The organism is Dyella sp. 01N448, assembly GCF_056399225.1.
The window spans coordinates 379,556-398,278 of record NZ_JBFTQX010000001.1; the positions used below are offsets into that span (position 1 = coordinate 379,556).

The 18,723-nt window shown below is 65.0% G+C and carries 18 protein-coding genes; 8 read left to right on the forward strand and 10 right to left on the reverse strand.

The genetic code is table 11. The annotated features are described in order from the left end of the window. The first annotated feature begins 14 nt into the window (after window positions 1-14). The 4 genes from AC1DKY_RS01690 (at window position 15) to AC1DKY_RS01705 (ending at window position 3,711) form a co-directional block, all read left to right on the forward strand. Window positions 15-752, forward strand: a complete 738-nt coding sequence (locus AC1DKY_RS01690) for an SEL1-like repeat protein (protein WP_441602021.1) — start codon at window positions 15-17, stop codon at window positions 750-752. 140 nt (window positions 753-892) lie between these two features. Further along, window positions 893-2,233, forward strand: a complete 1,341-nt coding sequence (locus AC1DKY_RS01695; protein ID WP_441602022.1) for an NAD(P)/FAD-dependent oxidoreductase — start codon at window positions 893-895, stop codon at window positions 2,231-2,233. A 56-nt stretch (window positions 2,234-2,289) separates the two neighbouring features. Beyond that, a complete protein-coding gene (locus AC1DKY_RS01700) occupies window positions 2,290-2,922 on the forward strand; it encodes a thymidine kinase (RefSeq protein ID WP_441602023.1) in 633 nt (210 codons plus the stop codon). 33 nt (window positions 2,923-2,955) lie between these two features. Continuing rightward, window positions 2,956-3,711: a hypothetical protein gene (locus AC1DKY_RS01705; protein WP_441602024.1), complete on the forward strand. Its 756-nt coding sequence runs from the start codon at window positions 2,956-2,958 to the stop codon at window positions 3,709-3,711. A 401-nt stretch (window positions 3,712-4,112) separates the two neighbouring features. Here AC1DKY_RS01705 and mutM read toward each other — a convergent pair whose 3' ends face one another. From mutM to AC1DKY_RS01735, 6 genes are all read right to left on the reverse strand, one after another. After that, complete coding sequence (gene mutM, locus AC1DKY_RS01710; protein ID WP_441611571.1) at window positions 4,113-4,940, reverse strand: bifunctional DNA-formamidopyrimidine glycosylase/DNA-(apurinic or apyrimidinic site) lyase; 828 nt, start codon at window positions 4,938-4,940, stop codon at window positions 4,113-4,115. A gap of 156 nt (window positions 4,941-5,096) precedes the next feature. Next, a complete protein-coding gene (gndA, locus tag AC1DKY_RS01715; protein WP_441602026.1) occupies window positions 5,097-6,506 on the reverse strand; it encodes an NADP-dependent phosphogluconate dehydrogenase in 1,410 nt (469 codons plus the stop codon). Between the two features lie 127 nt (window positions 6,507-6,633). Further along, the gene (locus AC1DKY_RS01720) at window positions 6,634-7,128 is read right to left on the reverse strand and encodes a hypothetical protein (protein ID WP_441602027.1); all 495 of its coding nucleotides are present in this window, start codon (window positions 7,126-7,128) and stop codon (window positions 6,634-6,636) included. Then, window positions 7,125-8,480, reverse strand: a complete 1,356-nt coding sequence (locus AC1DKY_RS01725) for a GldG family protein (RefSeq protein WP_441602028.1) — start codon at window positions 8,478-8,480, stop codon at window positions 7,125-7,127. The genes AC1DKY_RS01720 and AC1DKY_RS01725 overlap by 4 nt, the downstream gene beginning before the upstream one ends. Further along, on the reverse strand, window positions 8,480-9,265 hold the full coding sequence (locus AC1DKY_RS01730) for an ABC transporter permease (RefSeq protein WP_441602029.1): 786 nt from the start codon (window positions 9,263-9,265) through the stop codon (window positions 8,480-8,482). The genes AC1DKY_RS01725 and AC1DKY_RS01730 overlap by 1 nt, the downstream gene beginning before the upstream one ends. After that, a complete protein-coding gene (locus AC1DKY_RS01735) occupies window positions 9,262-10,017 on the reverse strand; it encodes an ABC transporter ATP-binding protein (protein WP_441602030.1) in 756 nt (251 codons plus the stop codon). The genes AC1DKY_RS01730 and AC1DKY_RS01735 overlap by 4 nt, the downstream gene beginning before the upstream one ends. 174 nt (window positions 10,018-10,191) lie before the next feature. Here AC1DKY_RS01735 and AC1DKY_RS01740 point away from each other — a divergent pair, with 174 nt between their 5' ends. After that, a complete protein-coding gene (locus AC1DKY_RS01740) occupies window positions 10,192-11,385 on the forward strand; it encodes a DesA family fatty acid desaturase (protein ID WP_121883323.1) in 1,194 nt (397 codons plus the stop codon). A gap of 646 nt (window positions 11,386-12,031) precedes the next feature. Here AC1DKY_RS01740 and AC1DKY_RS01745 read toward each other — a convergent pair. The 4 genes from AC1DKY_RS01745 to rpmB all read right to left on the reverse strand — a co-directional run bounded on the left by AC1DKY_RS01745 (window position 12,032) and on the right by rpmB (window position 13,546). Next, window positions 12,032-12,445, reverse strand: coding sequence for a thiol-disulfide oxidoreductase DCC family protein (locus AC1DKY_RS01745; protein WP_441602031.1), 414 nt, complete (start codon window positions 12,443-12,445; stop codon window positions 12,032-12,034). After that, window positions 12,435-12,983, reverse strand: a complete 549-nt coding sequence (locus AC1DKY_RS01750) for a DUF4166 domain-containing protein (RefSeq protein WP_441602032.1) — start codon at window positions 12,981-12,983, stop codon at window positions 12,435-12,437. Before AC1DKY_RS01750 ends, AC1DKY_RS01745 begins: the two co-directional genes overlap by 11 nt. Before the next feature lie 148 nt (window positions 12,984-13,131). Further along, complete coding sequence (gene rpmG / locus AC1DKY_RS01755; RefSeq protein ID WP_008211962.1) at window positions 13,132-13,299, reverse strand: 50S ribosomal protein L33; 168 nt, start codon at window positions 13,297-13,299, stop codon at window positions 13,132-13,134. A gap of 10 nt (window positions 13,300-13,309) precedes the next feature. Next, the gene (gene rpmB / locus AC1DKY_RS01760; protein WP_046971178.1) at window positions 13,310-13,546 is read right to left on the reverse strand and encodes a 50S ribosomal protein L28; all 237 of its coding nucleotides are present in this window, start codon (window positions 13,544-13,546) and stop codon (window positions 13,310-13,312) included. Between the two features lie 310 nt (window positions 13,547-13,856). Between rpmB and secB the strand changes: the two genes are divergently transcribed. The 3 genes from secB to AC1DKY_RS01775 all read left to right on the forward strand — a co-directional run bounded on the left by secB (window position 13,857) and on the right by AC1DKY_RS01775 (window position 18,557). Further along, complete coding sequence (gene secB, locus AC1DKY_RS01765) at window positions 13,857-14,348, forward strand: protein-export chaperone SecB (RefSeq protein ID WP_441602033.1); 492 nt, start codon at window positions 13,857-13,859, stop codon at window positions 14,346-14,348. A gap of 17 nt (window positions 14,349-14,365) precedes the next feature. Further along, window positions 14,366-15,394 carry an NAD(P)H-dependent glycerol-3-phosphate dehydrogenase gene (locus tag AC1DKY_RS01770; RefSeq protein WP_441602034.1) on the forward strand — a complete coding sequence of 343 codons (1,029 nt, stop codon included), beginning with the start codon at window positions 14,366-14,368 and terminating at the stop codon, window positions 15,392-15,394. A 145-nt stretch (window positions 15,395-15,539) separates the two neighbouring features. Beyond that, entirely contained in the window at window positions 15,540-18,557 is a 3,018-nt protein-coding gene (locus AC1DKY_RS01775; protein ID WP_441602035.1) for a DEAD/DEAH box helicase, read from the forward strand. Window positions 18,558-18,723 lie beyond the last annotated feature (166 nt).

An 18,723-nucleotide genomic window follows, 5' to 3' on the forward strand; every position in this document is an offset into this window, starting at 1 on the left:
CACCGGAGCGTGAGATGGCCAGACTGGCGACTTTCGGCGTAGTGATCCTGGCGCTGGCAGGCGCCAGCCATGCATGGGCACAGCAGGCTGCCGATGCCACCGACATCAAGCGCGACACCGAGCTGCTCGGTGGCATGGAGTCGCGCCTGTTCGTCGACGCCCACAGCGACCTGCGTTATCGCTACAAAGGCCAGGAAGCGTATAGCGAGGGCCACCACCGCGACGCCTTCCACTATTTCCGCCTGGCATCGCGCTATGCCGACAAGACCTCGCAGTCGCTGGTGAGCGTGATGTATTGGACGGGCGATGGCGTGGCCCAGGATCGCCCGCTGGCTCATGCATGGATGGAGCTTGCCGCCAGCCGCGGCTATCCCGAGTTGCTGCGTCAGCGCCAGCTCTACTGGGATCAGCTGAGCGATGCGGAGCGTGCCAAGGCGCGCGAACTGCGCCCGACGCTCGAAGCCGACTACGGCGATGCCGTCGGTGCCCGCCGGCTCACGCTCGAAATCGGCGCCAGCCGCGCCCAGGTCACCGGCAGCCACGTCGGCTGGCTGGGGAGCGGCAGCGCGACCTACGGCGACAACGCCGTGGAAGACTTCAGCAAGTTCGACAAGGCGCTGCACATGAACACCGCCGAATACCTGGACGTGAAGGATTTGCAGTGGCAGCTGCAGATGAACAGCCGCGTCAACGTGGGCGAACCCGAACCTGTGCCGGCGCCGCCTCGCAACCCGGCGCACCCCGCTGCCTAGCGCCGTACCAGGTTGCGGTTGTTCCCGCGGCTTAGCTGTATTTCAATGTCTCGGCGATGAAAACGGGCGCGCATCGCGCGGTACAGTGTCCGTTGATGTAGCGTCGATCCTCAACTAAGCACAGGTAAAGTGGTGACGGCATGACGGACGGCGAACAAATCACCGAACAGCAGTGCGACGTGGTCGTGATCGGCGGCGGGCCCGCCGGCAGCACGGCGGCCACACTGCTGGTGCGGCGCGGTTACAAGGTGATCGCGCTGGAAAAGGATCACCACCCTCGTTTTCATATCGGCGAATCGCTGCTGCCGATGAATCTGCCGATCTTCGAGCGGCTGGGCGTGCTGGACCAGGTCCGCGCACTGGGCGTGTTCAAGCCGGGTGCGGATTTTGAGGCCGACAATGAGGCCGGCTACATCACCTTCGAGTTCGCCCGCGCCCTCGGCAACAGCCCGCCGCATGCCTATCAGGTGCGGCGGCAGGATTTCGATCAGATGCTGTTTCGCCACGCGGCCAGCAGCGGCGCGGATACGCGCGAAGGCCATGAGGTGCGCGGCGTGGAAGAGCGTGGCCGGCATGACTGGCGCGTGCAGGTGGCCACCGATCAGGGCGAGCAGTACGCCGTCCTTGCACGCTATGTGGTGGACGCCTCCGGCCGCGATGCGTTTCTTGCCGGCAAGAAGAAGCTCAAGCGCAAGAACGCCGAACATCAGAGCGCAGCCATTTTTGGCCACTTTCGCGGCGCGCAATACCGGGCCGGCGAACACGCCGGCAATATCAGCATCTACCGCTTCGATCACGGCTGGATGTGGATGATTCCCCTGCCCGACGGCGTGATGAGTGTTGGCGCGGTGTGCTGGCCCGACTATCTCAAGCAGCGCCGCGGCCGCAGCACCGATTTCCTGCTGGAAACGCTGCGCCAGAATCCGGCCCTGTGGAAGCGCATCGAACACGCCGAACTGATCGACAACGAAGTGCGCGTGACCGGCAACTACTCGTACGACTCGGCACGCATGGCCGGTCCTGGCTGGGTGCTGATCGGCGATGCCTTCGCGTTCCTCGATCCGGTGTTCTCCTCCGGCGTGTACCTCGCCATGAGCGGGGCGGAACAGGCGGTGGAGGTGGTGGATGCGGCGCTGCGCGATCCCACCCGCGAGGCGGCCTTGCAACGCCGTCTGGAACGTCGCCAGCGCCGCGGCATGAAGCGGTTTGCGTTCTTCATCTATCGCTTCAACGGATCGATCATGCGCCAGGTGTTCAGTTCGCCGCGCAATACGTTCCAGATCGAGCAGGGCATCATTTCGATGTTGGCGGGCGACGTGTTCGACTCGTTCAAGGTCTGGATACGCATACTCGCGTTCAAGGGTGTGTACCGGGCGCTCACCCTGCGCGAGTGGCGACGGTGGAGCGGCGATCGCCACTACCGGCTGGCGCAGGCCCATGCGCAGTTCAGCGGGGGTACCACGCCGCTGGACAAGGAATAGGCGCTGAAGGCCAGCGGTCAACCGGGTAACATCAGCACCCCGCCACAGGAACCGTCATGGCCAAGCTTTATTTCTATTATTCGGCGATGAATGCCGGCAAGACCACGACCTTGCTGCAGAGTGCCTACAACTATCACGAGCGCGGCATGCGCACGCTCATCCTCACGCCGGCGCTGGACAACCGCTACGGCGAGGGCGTGGTGGCCTCGCGCATCGGCCTCAAGGCCAACGCCGTGCGCTTCGGCGGGGAAGAAAACCTGCTGGCCCTGGTGCAGTCGGACATCGCCGCCCGCGGCCCGCTGCATTGTGTGTTCGTCGACGAGGCGCAGTTTCTCAGCAAGGCCCAGGTGTGGCAGCTGAGCGACGTGGTGGACAAGCTCAACGTCCCGGTGCTCGCCTATGGCTTGCGCACCGATTTCCGCGGCGAGCTGTTCGAGGGCAGCCGCTACCTGCTCGCCTGGGCCGACAACCTGGACGAGATCAAGACCATCTGCCATACCGGCCGCAAGGCCACCATGGTGGTGCGCGTGGATGAACAGGGCCGTGCGGTCACCGAAGGCCCGCAGGTTGAGATCGGCGGCAACGACCGCTATGTCTCGGTGAGTCGCGCCGAGTTCAAGAACATTACGGAAGGACACGGCAGGATAGAACTGCAGCAGCCCGTGCTGCCGCTGGGCGAAGGGCATTGAGCGTTTCGCACTCATCTAAGGAATGGTAACGGCATGTCGAAGATCCCTTTTCCCGCCTGGCAACGTCCGCACTGGCAGTCGAGCAACGAAGACATCCTGTTGCAGTTCTATGTGTTCGGGAAATTCCAGTCGGGACGGGCGCCCTCGCTCGATTACGGCAGCGAAGGCCTGCCCGATGGCGTGGAAATGACCAGCCATAACCACGCGCAGCTGCGCCAGTGGGACGGCTATCCCTTGCGCGGCAGCATCGGCCGCATGTTCAAGGATGGCGCGCCCGAGGCTTACCGGCAGGCTATCGATGCACCGGAAGTGCTGGTGATTCGCGGCCGTTTGCCCGATAGCGCCGATACGGGTTATCTGCGCGACACGCTGGGCGTGCTCGCGGCGCTGCTCGACATGGGCGGCGTGGCCATCCTCGATCCGCAGACGCTCAACCTCTACGACGCCGACACGTGGCGCAGGCACTTCGTCGTGCGCGACGGCGCGCCGATCCGCAATCATCTGTTGATACTTCGCGATGCGGAGCCCAATGGGACTTACTGGATTCACACGCGCGGCATGCGCAAGTTCGGGCGCCCTGACGTCAGTATTCGCCATGTGCCTGAGGCTGATAGCGATCGGGCGGGTTTGTTGTGTGAGCGGTTGGTAGAGTTGGAGGCGCTTGGTGCGCGTTTTGCCGAGGGGCAGGAGCTGGAGGCCGACGGGATGTCGTTGGTGGCCACTCTGGGCGGCGGGTTGGAAGATCCGGACTTCAACAATACGTTTGTGGAGTTTCGCTGGCCGGAGTAATCCGCCGCTTTGCTCCCTCTCCCCTGCGGGGAGAGGGTTGGGGTGAGGGGCGGGTGCTGCCGGCCCGAGCAGCTCTCTTGTAGGAGCGCACTTGTGCGCGACCCCCTGACGGAGCGAGACACCCACTCGTTGCGGTCGCGCACAGGTGCGCTCCTACAGGAGGGGCGTGCGCGTATGAGTCGCGGATCAGGCGTTGCCGGCTGCTTTTTGTGGGAGCGCACCCTGTGCGCGACAAACCTACGGAGCGGCACCTCGCAGCGTGGCTGTCGCGCACAGGGTGCGCTCCCACAGACAAGCCAGCGTGCTGATAGCTGAAGGGTTGGGCCCGAGGAGAAGTTTTGAGTCTTCTATGCGTCGGCGCGGCGCAGAAACGCTTGCCGGTCCCAAAGAAAACCCTCGAACTACTTCTGGCACTTCGGACACCAGAACGTCGACCGCTGCCCCAACACCACCTGCCTCACCGGCGTCCGGCACGCCCGACACGCTTCGCCCTCGCGCCCATACACCTGCAACTCGCGAAAGAAATACCCCGGCGCGCCATCGGGGTTGATGAAGTCGCGCAGCGTGGTGCCGCCGCGTTCGATGGCCCAGGCCAAAATGCGTTTCACTTCGCCTGCCAGTCGCGCGTAGCGTGCGCGCGAGACGGAGCCGGCGGGTTTGCGCGGATCAATGCCGGCGGCGAACAGCGCTTCGCTGGCGTAGATGTTGCCGACGCCGACCACGACGGCGTTGTCCATCAGGAACAGCTTTACCGCAGCGGTGCGTCCGCGCGACATGCGCCACAACAGGTCGCCGTCGAAATCATCGGTGAGTGGCTCGGGGCCCAGGTTTTCCAGTAGCTCGTGCGTCTCACCGGGCGGCTGCCAGAGCAGGCAGCCGAAGCGCCGTGCGTCGGTGAAACGCAGTACGCGTGGCCCCTCGGTGGCGGTCGGTTCCAGTGCGATGTCCACATGATCGTGCTTGCCGACCAAGGCATCCGGCGGAAGCACGCGCAATACGCCGGTCATGCCAAGGTGCAGCAGTGCACTGCCCACCTGGGTGTGCAGCAGCAGATATTTCGCGCGCCGCTCCACCGCCTCGATCCGCTGGCCGGGCAATTGCGTGCTGATCTCCGGCGGAATCGGCCAGCGCAGGTCGGGGCGACGCAGGGTCACGCCCGTGACGCGGCGTCCGATCAGATGCGGGGCGATGCCGCGGCGGGTGGTTTCGACTTCGGGTAGTTCGGGCACTGCAGGTCTCGGTTGGGTGGGGCGGCGGTGGCGAGTACTGAGGTTCCTGATAGTCCGCGGTCGCGCACAGGGTGCGCTCCTACAGGCGAGACGTCACCTTGTGGGGGCGCACCCTGTGCGCGACCGCGGAGCTACAGGATCGCCTCGATCCCCAACTCAACCCCAGTCGTTATGGAAGCTCCCTTCCTTGTCCACCCGCTCAAACGTATGCGCGCCGAAGAAGTCGCGTTGTGCCTGAATCAGGTTGGCGGGCAGGTTTTCGGCGCGATAACCGTCGTAATAGGCGATCGCGGAGGAGAAGCACGGCACCGGCACACCAGCCTTTACGGCCGCGGCCACGACGTCACGCAACGCACTCTGGTACTCGGCGGCGATGTCGCGGAAATAGCTATCGAGCAGCAGATTCTTCACCTGCGGGTCGCGCTCGTACGCATCGGTGATCTTCTGCAGGAAGCGCGCGCGAATGATGCAGCCGGCGCGGAAGATGCGGGCGATGGTGCCGTACGGCAGATTCCACTGGTATTCGTCCGATGCCGCACGCAACTGCGCAAAGCCCTGTGCGTACGAGACGATCTTGCTGAGATACAAGGCACGACGCACGGCTTCGATAAACGCCTTGCGATCGCCTTCGAACTGATGCGGTGCCGGTCCCTTGAGAATCTTGCTGGCGGCGACGCGCTCTTCCTTGAGTGACGAAAGCAGGCGCGCAAACACCGACTCAGTGATCAGCGGCAACGGCACGCCAAGATCGAGCGCGCTCTGGCTGGTCCACTTGCCCGTGCCTTTCTGCGCAGCGCGGTCGAGGATGATGTCGACCATCGCCTTGCCGGTGTCCTTGTCCTTCTTGGTGAAGATGTCGGCGGTGATGCTGATCAGGTAGCTGTCGAGTTCACCCTTGTTCCAATCGGCGTAGACCTCGGCCAATTCTTCGTTCGTCAGGCCGAGCACGTTATGCAGTACCGAATAGCTTTCGGCGATGAGCTGCATATCGCCATACTCGATACCGTTGTGCACCATCTTCACGTAATGGCCGGCGCCGTTCGGGCCCATATAGGCCACGCAGGGATCGCCATCGGGCGCGCGCGCTGCAATCTCGGTGAGGATGGGCGCGACCAGGTCGTACGCTTCGCGCGGGCCGCCCGGCATGATCGACGGTCCGTGCAACGCACCTTCTTCGCCGCCGGACACGCCGGTGCCGATGAAGTGCAGTCCAGCCGCGCTCATCTCGCTCTCGCGGCGCATGGTGTCCTTGAAGAACGTATTGCCACCGTCGATGACGATATCGCCCTTGTCGAGCAGGGGCTTGAGCTGTGCGAGCGTGGCGTCGGTGGGCTCGCCGGCCTTGACCATCAGCAGGATGCGACGCGGCTTTTCCAGCGACTGGACGAATTCCTCCAGCGTGAACGTGGGTACCAGCTTCTTGCCGGGATTGTCCTTGACCACTTCATCGGTGCGTTCGCGATGCCGGTTGTAGATCGACACGGCGTGACCGCGACTTTCGATATTCAGGGCGAGGTTGCTGCCCATCACGGCCATGCCCACTACGCCGATCGCCTGCTTGCTCATGACATCGCTCCTGTCGAGGTTTGCTTTCCCATATGGGGAGTCTGCGAGACGGTGCAAGGTACGCCGGGGTGGGGCAGGAGTTAGTGAAGAGGAGTGAGAAGTGAGAAAAGGCCGGGAAAGCTCTCTCTCACTCCTTGATCTTCCTCGCTTCGCCAGTCGCGCCGCGCGGCGTATAGCGCACCGAAATCAGTGCCACCCGGTCGCCCACGCGCACATAGCGCTGCGGACCCGTGACCGACGTTTCGCCGAATTCCAGGCGCTGGCCATCCAGCGTCAGCACCGCCATCGGGGTGGCCAGTCCGATCTTGCCTGGATCGAAGTCGTGCAGCGGTCGCCAGCTCAGCACTGCCGCGGCTGCCGTGTCGGCCAGCTCGCCGAGGCGGCCATCGTCCGCACGGGCTGGCGTGCCATCGGTGCGCCACCAGTGGCCGTCGCGGCGAGCGAAGTGCTCGGTATTGCCGCTGCCCAAAGATAGTGAAATGTCGTGGACGCTCGAGGGATCGAGCGTCAGCAAGGTACCGCTAGCCTCCGCACGATCCTGCCGCCACTGCCATCCGGCGATCGCCATGATCGCCAGGATGCCTGCCGCAAGCCACAGGCGCTGTCGGGTCGCCCGCTTCATGCGCGACGACGGCGCCACACGATGAAGCCGCCGATCAGCAGCAGCAACAACGGCAACACCACCAGGAAGCCAAGCGTGACGCTGCTCAGCTGCGCCTGGGTGATCTGCAGCAGGCGATCGGGCGCGCCGCGCGGCGGCAGGTTCACCAGGGCATCGTCACCCAGCAGCCAATCGAAGATGCGTTCACCCAACGCACGATTGCCGCCGTTGCCGAGGAAGGTGTTGGAGAGGAAATCGCCATCGCCAATCACCACCACGCGTTGCTCGGCCTTGTCGGGACTCGGTGAGAGACGACTCAAGGCAAAGGCAAAATCCAGCGGACCCTTCAGCTCGCCGGCGCTGGCGTCGTACTGGATGCTGGAGCTCTGCGCATTGTCGATCGGCTTGAACTCGGTCCAGCTCTGTGCGCTCGAGCGCAGGAACGGCGCCACCTTCCAATCGGTACGCGCCGCCATCGCCAGCGCAGACACCTGCGGAAACAGCGTGGTCAACTGAAAGCCGCGCGTGATCGCGTGCTGCGGATAGTCGCCCAGCGCCAGCATGCGCGGATCCTTCAAACCCAGCGCGGCGCCCTGACCATCGACCAGCACGCCCGGCAAAATCCGGATGCCCAGCGCATCGGCCAGCGGCGCCAGATGCAGGTCGTCATTGGTGGGTTCGCTCAACCACAACAGGTTGCCGCCGTTGCCCACGTAATCGGTCAGCGCCTTCACCGCGCCATCGGGCAAGGCCAGCTCGGGGCTCGCCAGTACGACCAGGTCGGTGTGCTGCGGTACGGCGGTGACTTGCGCAAAGTTCAGCGGCACCGCGCGCATGCCGCGGCCTTCCATCTGCGCCATGAACATGCCCAGGTCGGCATTGCCCTTGTCGTCCGCGCGACGCTCGCCATCGCCGGACACGAACGCGACGATGCGTTCGCCGCCGCGCGCCAGGCGCTCCAGCGCATTGGTGAGGCTGCGCTCGGACAGCTCATCGAGCCGCTGCTCGCGGCCCTGGTAGTGCAGGATCAAGGCGCCATCCACCGTGATGCCGAGCTCGCGCATCGCGGCAGGATCCTGCTGTGGATCGACGAAGCGCAGCGTCAGGTCGGGCTTGGCGCGCTCGTAACGTTCGACGAAGCCGGCCACGGTGTGGCGCAGATCGCCTTGCGGATTGGCGTAACTGACGATTTCCACCGGGCCATGCAAGGTCGCCAGCACCGCGCGGCTTTCCGGCGACAGGCTGGCGCGCCCGCCAAAGGTCCAGTCGCTGACATGATCATGGCGCGTGGTGAGATAACCGATGGCACCTGCGGCAAGCAACAGCGCCAACGCAAATAGCCATCCATTCAGATGCCGGAAAAAGCGCGCCATCAGCCACGCTCCTTTTCGGCAGCCAGCCGTTGCGTGGCGAGAGCGAGCGCCACCACGATCACCAGCACGAACCACGCGACATCCGACAACGACACCAGTCCACGCAGCATGTCTTCAAGATGTCCGCTAAGGGCCAGCCAGTTGAATACACCGCTGGTCGCACCGGCTTTCTGCACGGCGATATTCATGCCGGCCAGCACCAGTCCGACGGTGAGCGCGATGGTGGCGGCGATGGAGGCGTGCGAGGCGTAGGCGGAACTTGCCACGCCGATCGCGGCCAATGCAGCGAGCGTCAGCAGCGCGCCCAGCGATGCCGCGGCGAGCTTGCCCCAGTCGAGGGTGACACCGTGCGAAAGGCTCAGCGGCATCGCCAGGGCTAGCGCGAGCCACAGCACCAGCCACAACATCAGCGCCAGGTATTTGCCCAGCACGATGCGCGAAGCTGGCAGGCCGGCGGCGAACCACAACGGCAACGTGCCGTTGCTGCGTTCGCCAGCGAGCGAGGACATGGTGAGCAGCGGCACGATCACCAGCGCCAGCTCCACCACGCCAAACGGCAGGATGCCGCCGGTGAGGATGCTGCTCAGCATCGGCACGCCAACCAGATCGGTATAACCGGGGCCGCCCGGCAAAGCGGCGAGCTTGATCTGCCCGGCCAGAAAGCCGCCGAGCAACAAAGTGAAGCGCCAGGCCAGTTGCGCCAGCGTCAACGCGGCAAGCACCCAGGCGAGCGGGCGAACGATCAGGCGGCGCAGCTCCAGCCGCGTCACGGCGAGCACCCTCATGCGGCCCGTGCCTTGTCGTTGCCGTCGCCGCCGCGCAGGGCGATATCGAAGAAGGTCTGCTCAAGCATCTTGTGGTCGTCGTCGGTGATGGGGCCGTCGTAGCGCAGCTGCCCCTCGTGCAGGATCGCCACGCGATCGCAGGCCGCGGTGACTTCGGCCAGCAGATGCGTGGAAAGAATGACGGCGGTGCCGGCCGCGGCCTGTTCGCGGATCACGGTGCGCAGCGCAGCGACCTGCACCGGATCGAGGGCATTGGCGGGTTCGTCCAGCACCAGCAGCGAGGGCTCGTGCAGCAGCGCGCAGGCGAGTCCGAGGCGCTGACGCTGGCCCTGCGACAACACGCCAGCCAGCCGACGCGAGAGCGCGCCAAGTTCCAGGCGTTCGACGATGCGCTGGCGCGCCTTGGCCAGCGCCGCGCCGGCCAGACCGCGAAGGCGGCCATGCGCGTCCAGATGTTCCAGCACGGTCAGTTCCGGCCACAGCGGGGCACGTTCAGGCAGCCAGCCGATGCCGCGCTGGGCCAGCTCCGGATGCTCCAGAAAGTCCTTCCCGTTCAGTTTGATGGCGCCGCTGTCAGGCGTCAGCGCACCGGCGATCATGGCCAGGGTGGTGCTCTTGCCGGCGCCGTTGACCCCGAGCAAACCCAGCACCTGTCCCGCATCCAGGGTCAGGCTGAGATCGGCGACGGCGGCGCGTCCCGCGCGGTGTCGGGTTATGTGATCCAGTTGCAATACAGCGGTAGGCGCGGTCATTGCATGATTGTCAGTGCGGCCCCAAATTCATACAACCGGGAGAGGGCGCCGATGGGCGATACAGCACATTAACTTTGTTGCCGCAAATGGGTGCGACAATATTTTGCTGGTCCATGCTGGCGGGTACGGAAACCCCTCGTTTAGACTGACTTTTCATACACCTGGGTGTTTCCCATGCTAGATGCAGTACTCAATTTCTTGTCCAACGGCCTGACGCACGCCAGTTGGCTGACCATGCTGGTCTACATGCTGGTCATGACGCAGCTCACCATTTTCACGGTGACGCTGTACCTGCATCGCTGCCAGACCCATCGCGGCGTGGACCTGCATTGGTCTATTTCGCACTTCTTCCGCTTCTGGGGCTGGCTCACCACGGGCATGGTCACCAAGGAGTGGGTGGCGGTGCACCGCAAGCACCACGCCAAGGTCGAGACCGAGGAAGATCCGCATAGCCCGCAGATCTACGGCATCAAGAAGGTCTTCTGGGATGGCGTGTCGCTGTACCGCGACGCCAGCGAAGTGAAGGAAGACCTCGAGAAGTACGGCCGCGGCACCCCGGACGACTGGATCGAGCGCAATCTCTACGGCGCGCATCCGTACTGGGGCCCGACCCTGATGCTGTTCATCAGCTTCGCCCTGTTCGGCGTGATCGGTGCTGCCCTGTGGGCCGTGCAGATGATCTGGATCCCGTTCTGGGCCGCCGGCTTCGTCAACGGCATCGGCCACTGGTGGGGCTACCGCAATTTCGAAAGCGCCGACACCGCGACCAACCTCATTCCCTGGGGTTTCTGGATCGGTGGCGAAGAGCTGCACAACAACCACCACGCCTTCCCGAGCTCGGCGAAGTTCGCCCTGCGCAAGTGGGAGTTCGACATCGGCTGGGCCGCCATCTGCGCCCTGCGCGCCGTGGGCCTGGCCAAGGTGCTGCGCGTGGCGCCGACGCTGGACGTCCGCCCGAACGTGCACCTGCCGGATGCCGAGACGCTCAAGGGCGTGCTGACCCATCGCTTCGCCGCGATGACCGACTACTACCGCAACGTGATCATCCCGACCATGCGCGACGAAGCGCAGCACGCCGGCGACAGCATCAAGTCGGTGCCGCGCCGCATGCGTCGCGCGCTGGCCGATGGTGGCCGCTGGCTGGACAGCGAAGGCCGTGATCGCATGCAGGCGGTGCTGGCCAAGCGCCCGACGCTCAGCACCGTTTGTGATTTCCGCAATCGCCTTGCCGCTCTGATGGAGCAGCGTGGTGCCGATCAGGCGCTGAAGGGTCTGCAGCAGTGGATCGCCGAGGCTGAGCAGAGCGGTATCCGCGCGCTGCAGGAGTTTGCTGGTCGCCTGAAGAGTTATTCGGTGGCGAACGCGTAAGCGGTGTCACTGATTGGATGAAGAAGCCCGCCGAAAGGCGGGCTTTTTTGTGGGCGAGGCGATGACCAGGCGGGCCGCTCTGCTCCCTCTCCCCTCCGGGGAGAGGGCTGGGGTGAGGGGCGGGTGCTCGCGGGGACGTTTCTATTCGTCGTTCTTAAGTCGCCCGGATCAAGAGCCTCGGTATTTGGTTGTCGCGTGTTCGCTAGCTTGTTCGCCTGCCGCGGGCTTCCGTCCTCCTGCCGGAGGCCGGGTCACTTTCTCTTGCTTGCCCAAGAGAAAGTAACCAAAGAGAAGGGCCCCCCGGATGACGCGCCTTCCGGGCCTTTGGCCCTCCAGGTGCGCGGTCGGGCTCCGGGGTTTTTCGACAGGACATCCCTGTCCTGTCGAAAAACTGGCCGCATCCCTGCGGCCACCCTTCGGGCTTTCCTCCACCCGCCCGCCGCGTCATACGGGGACCCCCCAAGAGCCAAGAGCCAAGAGCCAAGAGCCAAGAGCCAAGAGCCAAGAGCCAAGAGCCAAGAGCCGGAGCCAAGAGCCGGAGCCGAGAGCTGCAGATCTACTGTGGGAGCGCACCCTGTGCGCGACAAACCTACGAAGCGATACACCCCAGCGTGACTGTCGCGCACAGGGTGCGCTCCCACAGGGGCTAGTCGATGAAACGCCAGGCCTGCTCCGGTTCGGGCAGGCGGCATTGCTGGCGCTTGCCGAACAGGTGGTAACGATGGCGCGCGATCCAGCGATACGCGGGATCGCGCAACGGCCTGGGGATCATGCGCAAAGTGGCGGCGACGCCACGCCACCGACCGCCCAGATGCTCCAGAACGCGTGCGATGGCGTCCGTATCGCTGTAACCGTGGCCGTCATCGACCAGCAGGAAGGAGGCGGGATCGTCGGGTGACAGTCCGTGCGCGAGCAGCAGGGCGCGCCCTTGCGTCCCCTGCATCGCCGCCAGCCGGAGGCTGCCGGCGCGGTCGTGGCGCAGGATGAAATCCACCCATCGGCTGCACAGCACGCAGACGCCATCGAAGACGATCACGGGATGCTCGAACTCAGCGGACATGGTCGATCTCCAGCCAGCCGCGATAGGCGACCAAATGCCCCAGCAGGGGCAGGTGCACATCGATGTCGAAGGTATAGCGGCCATCGCATGCGCCGCTGCGCGAGCGCACCCGGCCGTGCAGTGCGCGTGGAACCGGCAGGCCAAGGAGGGTGACGCGGTGGAGCTGCCAGTCGATGGCGTCGTGGTTGCCCTGCAAGCTGAAATGCAGCGATACCGGTCCCAGTGCTTCCCGCAGCGGGGCCGGTCCGCCCGGATGCAAGGTCGAGCGCATGCAGCCCCGCGCGAAACGCCGGGTCCAGCGCTCATGGGTGGCATGCCGTTCGATGGTCAGTGCGATGCGCTGGTCATGTCCGGGCTCGGGCAGCGTCAGCAGCCGACGCAGCAGGCGGGCGAACAGGTGGCGCGCGCCGTCGACTTCAGCCCGCCCGCTCGCTTCGATCACGCTGCCCTCGGCGTGCATGCGCTGCACCGCCGGTGCCAGACGGGACCAGTCGGTAGTGTCCAGCAGCGAATGGAACAGTGCGATAGGGGATGCCATGCCGTGCCATCATCGGAAAGGAGGCGAAGCAGGGCAAGGGTGCGGGCTTCGCCTCCTTGCTGCCGCGGGTCGGGCAGTCAAGGCCGGGGCAACAAAAAACCCGCCTTTCGGCGGGTTTTTCGTGGAAGCGTCAACTAAACCCGAGGGCTTACTTGATCTTGCCTTCCTTGTAGATCACATGCTTGCGGACCACCGGATCGTACTTCTTGAACTCGAACTTTTCCGGGGTGTTCTTCTTGTTCTTCTGCGTGGTGTAGAAGTGGCCGGTGCCGGCCGAAGAGATCAGGCGGATCTTGTCTTGCTTGCTGTTAGCCATGGCTCAATCCTCAGATCTTTTCGCCGCGGGAACGCAGGTCGGCCAGGACGGCTTCGATGCCGTTCTTGTCGATCGTGCGCAGGGCATGGTTGGAAACGCGCAGCTTCACCCAGCGGTTTTCGCTCGGGACCCAGAAGCGGCGCTCATGCAGGTTCGGCAACCAGCGGCGGCGAGTTTTGTTGTTTGCGTGCGAGACGTTGTTACCAGTCTGCACACCCTTTCCGGTGACTTGGCAAATACGGGCCATGATGACCTCCTGTTAGGCGCCCAAAGGCGCGTTTGCCACCCGTTAGCCAGGGCGGCATCGGCCCAGCGGCCCTAAGGCCTCGCGATGCTGGAGATGGTGCTTTTCGTGCCTGCCGTGAGGTCCGTATCGCGTGGCGGACGTGCCCGATGGATCGGGTCGGCATGGTCGAGCCGGCTATTCTCCCAGAAATACAGGCCGGTGCGCAATATTTGCTCAACCGGGGCTCCGGGCGCATGGCGGGCCGCGGGGATGTATGGAACAATTAAACCCTTTGCGTTTTCACGCACCGAACACTTACGAGGAATACCCCATGGCAGACGTTTCCGCCAACGGCCAGGCCGGCCAGCCCCAGCTGGTGCTGCAGAAGATCTACATCAAGGACGTTTCCTACGAGGCGCCCAACGCCCCGCAGATCTTCCAGGAAGTGGGCGAGACCGAGATGCAGCCGCAGGTCCAGCTGAACCTGGGCCAGAAGTCCGCCGACATGGGCAATGACCTGTACGAAGTGGTGCTGAGCCTCACCCTGACCTGCTCGCTGAACGACCGCACCGCCTATCTGGCCGAAGTGCACCAGGCGGGCGTGTTCGGCATTTCCGGCTTCTCCGAAGAAGACCTGGCCGGCATCCTCAACAGCTACTGCCCGAACCTGCTGTTCCCGTACGCCCGCCAGATGCTGTCGTCGCTGGTGCTGGAAGGCGGCTTCCCGCCGTTCCTGCTGCAGCCGATCAACTTCGACGCGCTGTATGCCGAACAGCAGCGCCGCATCCTCGGCGGCAGCGCCGTCCCGACGCTCAACAGCTAATCCAAGAGTCTGTGCTCATGGTTGAGCGTCCGACCCTGGCCGTACTCGGTGCCGGTTCCTGGGGCACCGCCCTGGCGGCCCTGGCCGCCCGCAATCAAGTGCCGACCCGGCTGTGGGGGCGTGACGCCTCCGCGCTGAAGGCGATGGCCGAAACCCATTGCAACCAGCGCTATCTGCCCGACGTCGAGCTGCCGGCTGAGCTGGACTACGAAGCGGATCTGGCCGCCGCGCTGCGCGGCGCCCAGGTCGTGCTGATCGTGGTGCCCAGCCATGCCTTTGCCTCGATGCTGGAGGAGATGGCGCCGCACCTGGAGCCCGACGCGCGCATTGCCTGGGCGACCAAGGGCTTTGAGCCGGGCACCGGCCGTTTCCTGCATGAACTGGTGGCCGAGCGCTTCCCGGGCCGCGCAGCGGCGGTGGTCACCGGCCCCTCGTTCGCCAAGGAAGTGGCCTCGGGCATGCCCAGCGCCGTCACCGTGCATTCGGACGACGCCGCGTTCGCCCATGAAATGGCGCTGATCCTGCACGCGCCGAACTTCCGCGCGTATTCCGGCAGCGACGTGCTCGGCGCCGAGCTGGGTGGCGCCATGAAAAACGTGCTGGCTGTCGCCACCGGCGTGGCCGACGGCATGGATCTGGGCCTCAATGCGCGCGCCGGCCTGATCACCCGCGGCATGAACGAAATGCTGCGCCTGGGTATGGCGCTCGGTGCGCGGCCGGAAACCCTGATGGGTCTGGCCGGGCTGGGCGATCTGGTGCTCACGTGTACCGGTGATCTTTCGCGTAACCGTCGCCTCGGCCTGGCGCTGGGTCGCGGCAAGGCCATCGACGAGGCTGTGCGCGAGATCGGCCAGGTGGTGGAGAGCGTGCTCACCGCCGACGAAGTGGCGCGACTGGCCGCCAAGCACGGCCTGGACCTTCCCATCAGCAGCGGCGTGCGCGCCGTGCTGCATGGCGAGGTGACGCCAGCCGAAGGACTCAAGCGCCTGATGAGCCGTGAGCAGAAGCCGGAATATCCGCACGGCCTGTTTACTCCGTCGGCGTAAGCCGTTGCTCCATCGTTCCGTCGCCGACGCTGAACGGTTCCGTCATCCAAACGCGCATCGGTTTGAAAAAACCGGTGCGTGAGACGCGCACGCACGCAAGACCCTTGCTAAGCTGAATCTTTTGGTCGCCCTGGATCGAATGCGCATGCAGTCACCGGACGATAAACGACACACGCAACGCGACGACGCTGCCGTCAGCGAGCCGCTGCCCGGCGTCTGGCGCAAGCTGCTGGCGCAGGCGGCACCGCTCGCGCCAGCGGAGCCCCTGGTGCTGGGCTTCTTCCTGGATGTGGTGCCGGAAGAGGGCGTGGCCTACGCGCATGTCGATGTGGCGCCGGTGCTGCTGGCGATGGCCGACCAGACCCGCTACGTGCGCCCGACGCCGTTCGACAGCAAACACCTGTCGCAACAGCCACTGCAGCCGCATGAACAACGCCTGGCAGCCACGGTGCTCGGCCTGCCGCAGACCCTGCGCAAGAGCCGCACCTATGCGCGCCTGTCAGGCCACGTGGGCGATGCGCTGCTGGCGGAAATCCTCGACACCACGCCGTGCTTCCTCGGCGGCCTGGCCGGCCTGCGCCTGTCGCGCGGCAAGGGCCATCAGCTCAACTGGCAATGGCACCTGGAGAACGACGGCAGCCAGCGCCTGATGCCGTGCATGCCGGCCAATCACCGCGTGCTGCGCATCGATGCGCTGTGGTACCTCGATGCCGAGCGCGCGGAGATGGGCCATCTGGATGCGCCGCTGGAAGAAACGTCCTGGCTCGACCTGCCGGCGCTGAAGCACGAATACAGCCAGATACTTCGCGACGCGCTGCCGGGTAGCCGCCTTTCGCATCGCCTGCCGTTGCCGCAGGTGCTGGGCGAGCTGCGTCGTGCGGAGCTGTCGCCCAAGCCGGTACTGACCCTGCACGCGCTCACCCGCCATGCCCGTCTGGCGGCAGGCACGCCACCACTGGCCTATGCGCGCCTCAACTTTGACTACGCGGGCGAGCGTCTGCCCGGACGCGGAGGCGAGCCGCTGGTGCGGCGTGTGCGCAATGGGCATCTGGTGGAAATCATCCGCCGCCGTGCAGAAGAACTCTCGGCGATGGAACAGCTGGAACGCGCCGGCCTCACGCCCGGTGTGGATACCGAAGGCCTGCCCTGGGATCTCGCAGACACGCTGCCCGAGGATGCCTGGCTGTTCCCCGGCAAGGGCTACGCAGGCGCGCTGGAAGTGAACACGCCGGCACGCTGGCTGGCGCTGCGACCCAAGCTGGAAGTGGAAGGCTTCGTACTCGACTACGCGCCGAGCTTCCCGTTCGAAGTGCTCGAAGGTCCGGTGCGCTGGTACGGCAATGCGGTGGAAGACACCGACGACCACGCCTTCGATCTGGAAATCGGCATCGAAGTGGAAGGCAAGCGCCACAACCTGCTGCCCGCCGTGGCGCAGGCGCTGGCCGATCATCAGTTGAACCTCAGCCCGGTGCCGAACGAGCCGGAAGACGCCGTGTGGTACGCGCCGGTCGATGAACGTCGCCGTGTGCCGGTGCGTCTGAAAGAACTGCGAGGCTTGCTGGCGCCGCTGGCCGAGTACCTCGAACGTCCGCGCAAGAAGCTCCATCTGCCGCGCGTGCAGGCTGGCCGTCTGGAAGAACTGGTCGAGGCATTGCCTACCGGTGGCGAACTCGTCGCGCCTGACGCTCTGCGTGGATTCACCGCACGACTGCGTGACGCCGCCGAGCGCGCAAGCGATGTGGTGCCCGAAGGCCTCACCGTCGAGCTGCGTCCGTATCAGCGCGAAGGCCTGCGTTGGCTCAATGCGCTGGCCGAAGCCGGTGTGGGCGGTGTGCTCGCGGACGATATGGGCCTGGGCAAGACGCTGCAGCTGATCACGCATCTGCTGTCGCTGAAAGACAGCGGCGCGCTGACTGAGCCGGCGCTGGTGGTGGTGCCGACCAGCCTGATTCCGAACTGGCTCGCCGAAGTGGCGCGCTTTGCGCCTGCGCTGCGCGTGCTGGCGTTGCATGGTCCGCAGCGCAGTGGCGACTTCTCGCAGATCGCCACGCACGACTTGATCCTCACCAGCTATGCGTTGCTGCCGCGCGACGTGGTGTCGCTGCGCAAACAACCGTTCTCGCTGATCGTGCTGGACGAAGCGCAGCAGGTGAAAAACCCGCGCACGCAGGCACGCCGCGCTGTGCTCAGCCTGCGCGCGCCACGTTGCATCTGCCTCACCGGCACGCCGCTGGAAAATCACCTGGGCGAACTGTGGTCGCAGGTGGATCTGTCGGTGCCCGGCCTGCTCGGCGACGAAGGCGCGTTCCGCCGTCACTATCGCGTGCCGATCGAACGTCATCGCGATACCGATTGCCAGGATCGACTCAATCGCCGCCTTGCGCCCTTCATCCTGCGTCGTACCAAGTCGCAGGTGGCGAGCGAGCTGCCGCCGAAGACCGAGATCACGCGTCGCGTGATCCTCGAGGGTCGTCAGCGCGAACTCTACGAAAGCCTGCGCCTGTCGCTGGCGGAAGAACTGCGCGAGGTCATCGCTCAGCGCGGCATTTCGCACAGCGGCATCGTCGTGCTCGATGCGTTGTTGAAGTTGCGTCAGGTCTGCTGCGATCCGCGCCTGGTGAAACTGGAAGCGGCACGCGGCGTGCGCGATTCGGCGAAGTTCGAATTGCTGATGGACATGCTGCCCGCGCTACTGGCGGAAGGCCGCAAGGTGTTGCTGTTCTCGCAGTTCACCGAAATGCTCAAGCTGATTGCGCACGAGCTGGATCGCCATCGCATTCGCTACGTCACGCTCACTGGCGAAACGCGCGACCGCGCTGAGCCGGTGCGCCAGTTCCAGGAAGGCGAGGTGCCGTTGTTCCTGCTGTCGCTGAAGGCCGGCGGCGTGGGCCTCAACCTCACCGCAGCCGACACCGTGATCCATTACGACCCGTGGTGGAATCCGGCGGCGGAAGCGCAGGCTTCTGATCGCGCCCATCGCATTGGGCAAGACAAGCCGGTGTTCGTGTTCCGCCTGATCACCGGCGGCACGGTGGAGGAGCGCATCGAGGAGTTGAAGGCGCGCAAGGCGGAGCTGGCGGAGGCGGTGCTCGAGGGCGGCGGTACGCGCGAGAAGTTGAGTTTTGATCAGTCCGATTTGGATGCGTTGTTGGCGCCTGGTTGATCGGCAGTCTGTAACCCTCGATATCTCCTCTTGGGGAGCGCCCTGCGTTTCCTTGTGGGAGCGCACCCTGTGCGCGACAGCCACGCCGTGGTGTACCGCTCCGTAGGTTTGTCGCGCACAGGGTGCGCTCCCACAAATAGCGACCTGTCGGCTCTAACAGTCACTC

Coding starts and splice junctions, on each gene's coding strand:
- AC1DKY_RS01690 (WP_441602021.1), top strand. CDS start 15: ATGGCCAGACTGGCGACTTTCGGCGTAGTGATCCTGGCGCTGGCAGGC.
- AC1DKY_RS01695 (WP_441602022.1), top strand. CDS start 893: ATGACGGACGGCGAACAAATCACCGAACAGCAGTGCGACGTGGTCGTG.
- AC1DKY_RS01700 (WP_441602023.1), top strand. CDS start 2,290: ATGGCCAAGCTTTATTTCTATTATTCGGCGATGAATGCCGGCAAGACC.
- AC1DKY_RS01705 (WP_441602024.1), top strand. CDS start 2,956: ATGTCGAAGATCCCTTTTCCCGCCTGGCAACGTCCGCACTGGCAGTCG.
- gndA (WP_441602026.1), bottom strand. CDS start 6,506: ATGAGCAAGCAGGCGATCGGCGTAGTGGGCATGGCCGTGATGGGCAGC.
- AC1DKY_RS01720 (WP_441602027.1), bottom strand. CDS start 7,128: ATGAAGCGGGCGACCCGACAGCGCCTGTGGCTTGCGGCAGGCATCCTG.
- AC1DKY_RS01725 (WP_441602028.1), bottom strand. CDS start 8,480: ATGGCGCGCTTTTTCCGGCATCTGAATGGATGGCTATTTGCGTTGGCG.
- AC1DKY_RS01730 (WP_441602029.1), bottom strand. CDS start 9,265: ATGAGGGTGCTCGCCGTGACGCGGCTGGAGCTGCGCCGCCTGATCGTT.
- AC1DKY_RS01735 (WP_441602030.1), bottom strand. CDS start 10,017: ATGACCGCGCCTACCGCTGTATTGCAACTGGATCACATAACCCGACAC.
- AC1DKY_RS01740 (WP_121883323.1), top strand. CDS start 10,192: ATGCTAGATGCAGTACTCAATTTCTTGTCCAACGGCCTGACGCACGCC.
- AC1DKY_RS01745 (WP_441602031.1), bottom strand. CDS start 12,445: ATGTCCGCTGAGTTCGAGCATCCCGTGATCGTCTTCGATGGCGTCTGC.
- AC1DKY_RS01750 (WP_441602032.1), bottom strand. CDS start 12,983: ATGGCATCCCCTATCGCACTGTTCCATTCGCTGCTGGACACTACCGAC.
- rpmG (WP_008211962.1), bottom strand. CDS start 13,299: ATGGCTAACAGCAAGCAAGACAAGATCCGCCTGATCTCTTCGGCCGGC.
- rpmB (WP_046971178.1), bottom strand. CDS start 13,546: ATGGCCCGTATTTGCCAAGTCACCGGAAAGGGTGTGCAGACTGGTAAC.
- secB (WP_441602033.1), top strand. CDS start 13,857: ATGGCAGACGTTTCCGCCAACGGCCAGGCCGGCCAGCCCCAGCTGGTG.
- AC1DKY_RS01770 (WP_441602034.1), top strand. CDS start 14,366: ATGGTTGAGCGTCCGACCCTGGCCGTACTCGGTGCCGGTTCCTGGGGC.
- AC1DKY_RS01775 (WP_441602035.1), top strand. CDS start 15,540: ATGCAGTCACCGGACGATAAACGACACACGCAACGCGACGACGCTGCC.